Origin of the sequence: Kribbella sp. NPDC056345, from assembly GCF_042262745.1 — a bacterium.
Taxonomy (GTDB): domain Bacteria; phylum Actinomycetota; class Actinomycetes; order Propionibacteriales; family Kribbellaceae; genus Kribbella.
The window spans coordinates 584,719-594,305 of sequence record NZ_JBHJQQ010000003.1; the positions used below are offsets into that span (position 1 = coordinate 584,719).

Consider the following 9,587-nt stretch of genomic DNA (forward strand, 5'->3'; position numbering starts at 1 on the left):
GGATACTGTCAGTGATTCGGGTCCGATCGTTGCTGAGCGTGGTAGTGACAGGTCTCCTGTTCACTGCCGCGCTCGGCAGTTGCGCATCCGCTGCCCGCGAGGGTGGGCCAATGGAGTTCGGTAGCGACGAAAAGGGCAGGTGGGGTAACAACAGTCCAGTTCACGAGAACACAATGGCCGAAGGGCTCGGGAATCCCGGTCCGGATGATTTGAAGATCACGGCCGTGTCTCTCGTCGGCGCCGAAGGGCTCGAAATCGTCGACTCGTACGTCGTACTGATCAAAACCAAGAACAGCTTAGGATACGGTCCCGAATGGCCGCCGCCGAAGGAGCACCTGGCCTGGGCCGGGGTCGCGATGAAGGACCTGAAGCCGGCTACAGGTGCGATCCTCGCGCCGAACGCCGGAGTCGATATTTGGAACGTAGTTCTCCACTTGCGGCGGCCTGATCTGACGAAACAGGCCAAGTACGAGTCCGTGCGGGTCGACTACGAGGTCAAGGGTCGACGCTATTTCAAGAAATCGGCGATGCGGCTGGAGCTTGGGTGTCAGTCCGGGTGTCAGTAGGAACGCGATCGAGGGCGCTCGCGATGTCCGTCGTCGTGATCGTGTGCCTTGCGACAGGATGCTCAGAGGCGAAATCGGATCGCCATCCAAGCGTCTCTCCGGACATCGCGCAGAGGGCGGTCTCGAGCCCACAGGTCGCCGTGGTGGTCAACGCAAGTGCCCCGCGGAACGATCTGCTCGGCTCGGCCAAGTGCGGAGGCACTCTGGTCGGGCCGAGCATGGTGCTCACTGCCCGGCACTGCATCGACGACCTCGATCCGGCGAGGCTCGACGTCGTCATCGGAGCGGAGAATATCTGCCGAACCGCCGAAGTCCGCGGCGAACGCATTCGGGTCTCGGCGGTCAGGACCGCCGAGCCCGCCACCCTGGACGCAGCCGTCCTCGTGCTCAGTCAACCGGCCAAGACACCACCACTCGCGGCCCCCACGACCCCTGAGAAGGAAACCGGACGATACGTCGCGGTCGGGTGGGGCAGTACCGGACGCTCGCCGACCTCATGCCATCGACAGACAGTCGAGCTCACCGCCGGTGCCCACGATGCCTGCGAATCCGGCCGCAAGGCCGCACCACGATGGGCCTCGACAACCCAGTTCTGCGGTGTTCCAGTAACAGGCGCCGATCGAAACACCTGCTCGGGAGACTCAGGCGGTCCGGTCTTCCACCTCGACGGCAACGCCCTCACGTTGTTCGCCATGGTCAGCTGGGGCACGGGATGCGATGTGAGCGACACCGGCTTCTACACCCGTCTGCACGACCTCCAGCCCTGGCTAACGACGACCGGGAAGCTGATCGCCGCCCAGAGCTAGCCTTGCACAGTGCGGTCAGCTGCATGGCGACGCGAGGAATACGACACGAATGGAATACCTCAACCTGCGCCGGTATATCCAAGACGGGCTCACCGCCGCCGAGCAGGCCGTCGAGCTGGAGATCCAGCACGACGCCCACGGCCCCCGCCCCGGCAGCGCACTGAGGCAACCTCGCAGCCCCGCAACCGGTCCGCCGCGCGACCTGGTCCGAAGGCCAGATCGAAGCCTGGGTGCGAGACACCGGCACGGGTGCCTGGTACGCCAAGTTCCGCGACCCCACCGGCCTGGTCAGCCTCGTCCTGGGCAACGACGTCCGCCCAGCCAAAACCACCAACCGATAGCGGAGTTACGGTCGCCCTGATGGGCCCTTGGAGAGGTAGATGGTGATCAGGGAGCCTCGGGTGGCGCCGGAGGTGCTGCGGGGGTCGGTGTAGGCGACCTTGCCGGTGGGGACTGGGGAGGTGACCAGTTTGTTGGCGATGGTGACGTCGAAGCCGGCTTTGCGGAGGAGCTGGGTGGCGGCGGTGCGGTCCAGGCCGGTGACGTCGGGGAGGCCTGTGCGGTCGCCGTTGACGATCTTCTTCGAGGGTTCGACGAAGTGGCGTAGCGGGAGGCCCTTGAGGGCGCCTTGCATGGCGGTTTGCCAGAGTGGGCCGGCGGTGCCGGAGCCGGTGGGGTCGGAGATGTCGCGGCCGTCGAGGGTGTGGCCGTACATGAGGTTCGTGTAGGGCAGGTTGGCGTCGGCGACGACGGCCGCGGCGGCGAGGTTCGGGGCGTAGCCGGCGAACCAGACGGCCTTGTTCTCCTGGATGGTGCCGGTCTTGCCGGCCAGGTCCCAGCGACCGAACTTCAGCCGGCCGCCGGTGCCGCCGGGCTCCATCACTGCGCTGAGCACCTTGTTCACGCCGTCGGCGACACCTGCGCTGAGCGCTTGGTTGCACTGGGACTTCGGTGTCTCCAGCGGCCGGTTGGCCTTGTTGCGGACCGAGAGGACGATCAGTGGGCGGCAGTATTTGCCGCGGGCCGCGAAGGTCGCGTACGCGTTCGCCATCTGCAGCGGCGTCACGTAGCCGACGCCCAGCGTCATCGAGATGACCTGGTCGAGCGGCTGCAGGGTCTGCGCGTTGTACATGCCGAGCCGGGACGCGACCCGGCCGATCTGGCAGAGGCCGACTCGCTGCGAGAGCTGCAGGAAGTAGGTGTTGGTCGAGTAGCGCGTGGCGTCGACCATGGTCAGATTGCCGCCGCGGGTCGAGTTCCCCGGGGTGTAGTCGGGGTCCCGGGTGAAGCCGCTGCAGGTGCGGAACTTCTTGTTGCTCAGGTCGATCCGCTGCGGCGAGTTGATCCGGTAGTCCAGCGGTACGCCGGCCTGGATCGCGGCCGCGACCGTGAACGCCTTCATCGTCGAGCCGTTCTGGAAGCCGCCGTACCCACCGGCGTAGGACTTCTCGACGTTGTAGTTGTAGTTCGTGTGGTTGCGGCCGTTGCCGTACGGCTTGCTCTGCACCATCGCCTTCACCAGCCCGGTCCCCGGCTGGACGATGGTGATCGCCGCGACCGCGCTGTCGGTGGGCTTGGTCCGCGCGTCGATGGAGGCCTGTGCGGCCGCCTGGGTGCGCGGGTCCAGCGACGTCCGGATCGTCAGGCCGGCGGTCTTCAGGGTGTGCTCGCGGCCCTTGACGGTCTTACCGAGCGCGGGATTCGCGAGCAGCTGGGCGACGGCGTACTCGCAGAAGAAGGGGTAGCGCGAGTTGGCGCACCCGTTCGGCACCGGGCGCACCTTGGCGGGGTCGATGACCGGGGACCGCAGGGCGAGGTTCGCCTGGTGCACCGAGATCACCTTGAGCTCGAGCATCCGCCGCAGCACCAGGTCGCGGCGCGCCTTGGCCCGGGCCAGGTTGTTGGTCGGGTCGTAGCCGGTCGGGTTCTTCACCAGGCCGGCCAGCAGCGCGGCCTGCGGCAGCGTGAGCTGGTCCGCGGTGGTCCGGAAGTAGTGCTGGGCAGCGACCTGTACGCCGTACGTCCCGTCACCGAAGTTGACCAGGTTCAGGTACCGCTCGAGGATCTCGTTCTTGGTCAGGCGGCTCTCGAGGGCGATCGCGTAGCGCAGCTCGGTCAGCTTGCGCTCGTACGAGACCTCGGTCGCCTTCTGCCGCTCGGCGACGGTCCGCGCCTTCTCGATCAGGCTGAGCTTCACGTACTGCTGGGTGATACTCGACCCGCCCTGCTGGACCTCGCCGCTGCCGTGGTTGCGGATCATCGCGCGCAGGGTGCCCTTCGGGTCCAGCGCGCCGTGCTCGTAGAACCGGGAGTCCTCGATCGCGATGATCGCGGTCTTCATGATCGGGGCGATCTGGTTCAGCCGGATCGGCACCCGGTTCTGCTCGAACAGGGTCGCGATCACCGAACCGTCCGCGGCCAGCATCCGGCTGCGGACGGCGACCGGCTCGACCTCGAGCTCCCGCGGCAGGTCCTGAACGGTCTTCACGACCTGCTCGCTGCTGATCCCGGCGAAGCCGGCCAGCGGAATCGCCAGCCCCGCCGCGAGCGCGCCGGACAGCACGCTGACCCCGACGAACGTAATCAACGCACGTGCCTTGTTTGGAGCGCTTTCCCCGCTGCGCATGGCGCACAGCTTAGACCTGGTTGGTACCACCCGACGACAGCCCGTGACTGATTGCCTCGATCAACCGTGGCCGCAGCTCGGCCGCACTGATCACCGCGTCCACCGAACCGACGTCGCGAGCCCGCTGGATGCTGTGCACCTTGTCGAACCCGGTCGCCACCTCGGTGAGCTTCTCGGCCCGTACGGCGGTCCGCACCTCGGCCAGCTCGGTCGCCAGCTCGGCCCGCTCCCCCGCGCTCGCCGCAGCGACCTTCTCGGCCAGTGCCGCGACCCGCGGGTCGGCTGCCGTCCGCGCATCCACCTCGGCCGAGAACACCACGGCCGCGGCCGGTGCACCACCCAGCACGGAGGCGAACGAGCCTTCGACCGCGAGCACGGTCATCGACGGGTTGAGTTGCTTGGAGAACACCACGAACGCACCACCGTGATACCGCGAGACCACGCAGAACACGATCGGTCCGCGGAAGTTCACGATCGCGCGGCCGATCTCCGCGCCGTACTCGAGCTGCAGGTTGCGCATCGAATCCGGCGACCCGTCGAACCCGGACAGGTTGGCCAGTACGACGAGGGGCCGGTTGCCGCTGGCCGTGTTGATCGCCCGGGCCGTCTTCTTCGACGACTTCGGGAACAGCGTGCCGGCCGTGTACGTGTCGGGTCCGTCGGCCGGCGGGAAGCCGCGCCGCGGCACCGACCTGGACTCGATCCCGACCAGGCAGACCGGGTAGCCACCCAGCCGGGCGTCCTGGACCACCGAGGTGTCCGCGTCGGCCATCCCGGCCCAGCGCTCCAGCACCGGGTGGTCCTGGTCGCTGACGGCCCGCATCAGCGTGCGGATGTCGAACGCCTTCTTGCGGTCCGGGTTGGTCTCGGCGGAGAAGATCTCGCCGACGGTCTTGAAGTCGCTGCCCTCGGCGCTGTGCGGGTACGGCGTCACGTCCCGATCGATCGGGTCGGTCGTCTCCGCGCGCCGCGGACCGGTCTCCCCCGGGGCGACGTACGTGTGGTCGTAGTGCGACATCAGTACGTCGCGGGCCGCCTTCAGGTCCGGTGCCCAGTACTGCGCCTGGCCGTTCGGGCCCATCACGCGGTCGTAGCCGCCGATCCCGAAGTTGTCCTCGGCCGAGACACTGCCGGAGAAGTCCAGCGTCTGCTTACCGGTCAGCACCATCGCGCTGTCCGGCGTCATCACCAGGATGCCCTTGGTGTGCATCAGCATCGTCGCTTCGGCGTTCCAGTACGGCTGCGCACCGACGTTGATCCCGGCCACGACGATGTTGATCTCGCCACCGGCCTGGGTGAACTCGACGATCCGCTTCAGTGCCTTCGCGACCCAGTCCATGTTCTCGGTCCCGGAGTCCATCGAGATCCGGGCCCCGGCGGACAGCGAGTACCACTCGATCGGGATCTGCAGCCGCTCGGCCAGGTCGATGGCCGCGATGATCCGCGCACATTCCGGCTCGGCCACCGCGCCGAGTGCCATGGTCGGGTCGCCACTCATCGCGACCCGGGTGATGCCCTCGGGGTACCGGGCGGTCGGCGTACTGACCACGCCGAGGATGATGCCGGCCTTGTTGAGGCCCTTGGGCCGCTCGACCGGGACCAGCGCACCGGTGTCGTCCAGGTCGTGCTCGACGAACGAGCCGCCCGGACCAGTCACGATCCCACTGACCTCGTACGGGTAGATGGTGTTGCGGCGCCGCGAGCGCTGGACCTTCTGCGCGTAGTCGTCGAGCGGCATCAACCGAGTCGTCGGCGGCTGCTCGATGGACGTGACCACGCCGGCTCCCGGCTGGGCGTAGAACCGTGCCGCGACCGGGTTCACCGTTCCGTCCGGGGCCACGACGCGGCCCTGGATCAGGACCTCCTCGATGCCGGCACCGGCCGTCATCGGGGCGATCTTGCTCTTCAGCGTGGTGACCTCGTCGACCTGTGCGTCGACCTGCGGCCAGATGTGGATCCAGACGTGGTTCATGTCCAGCTTGGCCCCGGCCGCACCGCGCGCCGTCCGGGCCCGGCGGATCGCCTCGAGGCAGTTCGCGATCGCACGCTCCGCATGCGGCAGCGAGGTGACGTTCCCGTCCTCGTCGCGAACCACGGCGAACTGACGGACCTGAGCCAGGGCGACGAGCCGCTGGTCGGCGGCGTTGTCCCGAGCGACGCAGTAGTAGAGCAGTACGTCGTCCGGCGCCTCAAGCCGAGTGATCCGGAAGTCGCGTAGGCGCCACAGGTTCAGTCGGCGGCCGACCATCGGGTGCACGCCGCGAACGTTGTCGTCCTCGACCACCGAACCGCCAGCCGGGCGGTACGTGAAGTACGAAACCGGCTGACCGTCACCAGAGGCCACCGAGACCGAGATCCGGCGCGCACGCTGCGCGATCGGCAGATCGCCAACCATCCGCCGGTACAGGTCAGCGGCATCCTGCTGCACGGCGGGCAGGTCGGAGCCGAACAGGTAGAGCTCGACAACGGCCTCGTGACCGGCCGGACGCGCATCCAGCCGCGCGGTCAGCGCTTGGGAGAGCCCGCTGGCAGGGTCGGCCAGCTCAGCCGTCGTCCCGACCGTGGTGACCAGGTGCGTCGGCCGGTCGTCGATCGTGTAGTCGGCGGTCGCGAACGGCCGCCCGTCGACCGTGACCTCGTTGACGTCGTGCAGCTCGTACTCGCGGTAGTGGCGGCGGATGAGCACCTCGAGCATCGGCTCCCGATCACCCCAGCCACCCTCCAGCCGTTGGGCCAGGAACCGGACGATCGGCTCCGGGATCGCGGCCAGCGCGTCGATCCGCTCCTTGCGGTCGGTAGCGTTCGGGTTGGCGGCCAGCTCGGCGACCTCGTCACCGACGCCCGCGATCACCGAGGCACGTTCCGCGTCCACCAGCGGCTGGTCGAACCAGCGGAACCGGACGCTGCGGGCCAGGTCGCCGATGATCGGGAAGCGCAGCTGCGTGGCCAGCACCAGCCGGTCCAGCAGGTCGTGCACGGCCTCGTCCAGCGGGGCCTCGGGCCGCGGCTCGTCGATCCAGCGCTCCAGCACCGACGTGACCAGCAGGATGTCCGGCGTGGACCGCTGCTGGGCGAGGAAGATCCGGAACACGGCCTCCTCGATCTCAGTACTGCGCTCCAGGTCCTTCACACCGTAGTGAGCCAGCACCCGGGCGAGCCGCGTCTGGAACTCGGCCGGCAGCCCACCGCGCTCGGGGTCGAGGCTCTGCAGGTAGGTGTGGAAGTGCTCGCGCGGGCTGTGCACCCGGTTCTCGGTGCTGATCTCCTCGCCGGCCGGCCGGTTGCGGCTCAGCTCGGCGAAGTCCGCGAACACCTGCATCAGGTCGATCTCGTCGGCGACCGGCGGCTGCGGCAACTGCGTCCGCGCCAGCAGGTAGCCGGCCAGCATGCCGCCTTCGTCGCGCGGGTCGATGTCGAATCCGAGCAGCATGCTGCGCAGATCGTCCCGCCCGCGCTCGACCCGCTCCGCGGGCGTCAGCTCACGAGCGCCGTTCGGCAATTCGAGCCGTACGCCGTTCTGCACCGGGGCAGCCGCTTCACCAGCGGACCCATCCGCGACCGGCTCCAACCGGAGCAGCGGCGCGCCGGTCTCCACCTGGCTGCCGGTCGAGACCTGCAGCTCCTTCACGGTGGCCTTGAACGGCGCGTAGAGCACCGTCTCCATCTTCATGCTCTCCAGCACCAGAACCGGCGCACCGGCCTCGACCTCGGCACCGGTCTGCACCGGCGTCGCAACCACGAGCGCGGGCGCAGGAGAACGCAGTACGCCGCCTTCGTCCCGGCTGACGCGGTGCGTCACACCGTCGACCTCGATCAGGTGCACCGGGCCGTGGGTCGCGGTGACGAGCCGGAACCGCTGCCCACCAACCGTCAACCGGCCGCTGTGCCCGTCCAGGCGCTCGAGATCGGCGTCCACCACCTTGAAGGCAGCAGTCCCGGAGCCGACGCCGACCCGGTACCGGGTCGAGCCGATCCGCGCGACCGTCACCCGGTACGTCGCCCCGCGCAGCTTCAGGTCGATCGCGCGACCGACCTCGTGCTGCACCTGCGGACGGCCGCCGTGCGCGGTCTCCAGCAACCGGGTCCGTTCGACCTTCTCGGCATCCCGGTAGCCCTCGATCCCCGCGGCGACCAGCGCGATCCCGGAGTGCCGGTGCGAAATCAGCCGGCCCTCACCACGGACGCGGTCGATCCAGCCGGTGTCCGCGCTGCCGTCGATCACCTCGGGCTGGTCGAGCAACTCCAGGATGAAACTCTTGTTGGTGGCGCCGCCCTCGATCAGCACGGTGGTCGCGGTGACCGCGCGGCGCAGGCGGGCCAGCGCCTCCTCGCGCGTCCGGCCGTAGCCGATGATCTTGGCGATCATCGAGTCGAAGTCGGCCGGGATGCTGTCACCGGCGCTCACGCCGGTGTCGACGCGGATACCAGGACCGGCCGGCAGATCCAGTACGGCGATGCGGCCCGGTGACGGAGCGAAGTCGCGGTCCGGGTCCTCGGCGTTCAGCCGGGCCTCGACCGCGTGCCCGAGCTCGGCCGGCTTGAGGCCCTCCAGGAGGCCGCCGTTCGCGACGTGCAACTGGGCCTTGACCAGGTCGAACCCGGTGGTCAGCTCGGTGATCGGGTGCTCGACCTGGAGGCGGGTGTTCACCTCGAGGAACGCGAAGCTCTTCTCCCCCGGGTGGTACAGGAACTCGACCGTGGCCGCGCCGCGGTAACCGACCGCAAGGGCGAGCCGCTCGGCCGAGGCCTTGAGGTCCTCGACCTGACCGGCCGAGAGCAGCGGTGACGCCGACTCCTCGATCACCTTCTGGTTGCGGCGCTGGACCGAGCAGTCGCGGACGCCGAGCGCCCACGCGGTGCCCTGGCCGTCGGCGATGACCTGCACCTCGACATGCCGGGCCCCGGTGACAAGGCGCTCCAGGAAGACGATGCCGCTGCCGAAGGCGCGGGCCGCCTCCTCACTGGTCCGGGCGTACGCGTCCGAGAGCTCGTCGGCGGACCGGACCACGCGGATCCCGCGCCCACCACCACCGGCCGTTGCCTTGAGCATCAACGGGTAGCCGATCGTCTCGGCCGCGGCGAGCGCCGCCTCGAGCGACTCGACCGGACCCCGGCTCCACGGAGCGACCGGTACGCCGACCTCCTCGGCGATCAGCTTGGAGCCGATCTTGTCGCCGAGCTTGCGCATCGCCTCGGGCGACGGGCCGATGAAGGTGACCCCGATCCGCTCGCACAGCTCGGCGAACGCCGGGTCCTCGGCGACGAATCCCCAGCCGACCCAGGCGGCATCCGCACCGCTCTCGCGCAGTGCGCGCTCCAGCACGGCCAGGTCCAGGTACGGACGCGCCGACGCCGGGCCCAGCGGGTACGTCAGATCCGCCTCGCGCACGAAGGTCGCCGTACGCTCGCCGTCGGTGAACAAGGCCACGGTCTCGATCGGCTCGCCACCCTCGGCGTTGACCTCCCGGACCGCGTTGATGAGCCGCATCGCGGCCTCGCCCCGGTTCACTACTGCGATACGCTTGAACATCGACCGCCTCCCTGTCGCACCACGCACGTGTTAACGGCCCGGCCCTTGTGAAACACAAG

At 68.8% G+C, this 9,587-nt stretch carries 4 protein-coding genes; 2 read left to right on the plus strand and 2 right to left on the minus strand.

Annotated features, from left to right (window positions below; all coding sequences use genetic code 11):
• Positions 1–110 precede the first annotated feature (110 nt).
• Together ACFCV3_RS13570 and ACFCV3_RS13575 are read left to right on the plus strand one after the other, a co-directional pair.
• Positions 111–566, plus strand: a complete 456-nt coding sequence (locus ACFCV3_RS13570; protein ID WP_376029907.1) for a hypothetical protein — start codon at positions 111–113, stop codon at positions 564–566.
• 143 nt (positions 567–709) lie between these two features.
• Positions 710–1,372, plus strand: coding sequence for a trypsin-like serine protease (locus tag ACFCV3_RS13575; RefSeq protein ID WP_376029909.1), 663 nt, complete (start codon positions 710–712; stop codon positions 1,370–1,372).
• A 346-nt stretch (positions 1,373–1,718) separates the two neighbouring features.
• Here ACFCV3_RS13575 and ACFCV3_RS13580 read toward each other — a convergent pair whose 3' ends face one another.
• Both ACFCV3_RS13580 and ACFCV3_RS13585 read right to left on the minus strand, forming a co-directional pair.
• Positions 1,719–3,998, minus strand: coding sequence for a penicillin-binding protein (locus tag ACFCV3_RS13580; protein WP_376029911.1), 2,280 nt, complete (start codon positions 3,996–3,998; stop codon positions 1,719–1,721).
• A gap of 10 nt (positions 3,999–4,008) precedes the next feature.
• Positions 4,009–9,528: a carboxyl transferase domain-containing protein gene (locus ACFCV3_RS13585; RefSeq protein ID WP_376029914.1), complete on the minus strand. Its 5,520-nt coding sequence runs from the start codon at positions 9,526–9,528 to the stop codon at positions 4,009–4,011.
• Positions 9,529–9,587: the final 59 nt, after the last annotated feature.

Bases quoted from the DNA above. Each gene is read 5' to 3' on its own strand.
- ACFCV3_RS13580 (WP_376029911.1), bottom strand. From the start codon at position 3,998: ATGCGCAGCGGGGAAAGCGCTCCAAACAAGGCACGTGCGTTGATTACG.
- ACFCV3_RS13585 (WP_376029914.1), bottom strand. From the start codon at position 9,528: ATGTTCAAGCGTATCGCAGTAGTGAACCGGGGCGAGGCCGCGATGCGG.
- ACFCV3_RS13570 (WP_376029907.1), top strand. From the start codon at position 111: ATGGAGTTCGGTAGCGACGAAAAGGGCAGGTGGGGTAACAACAGTCCA.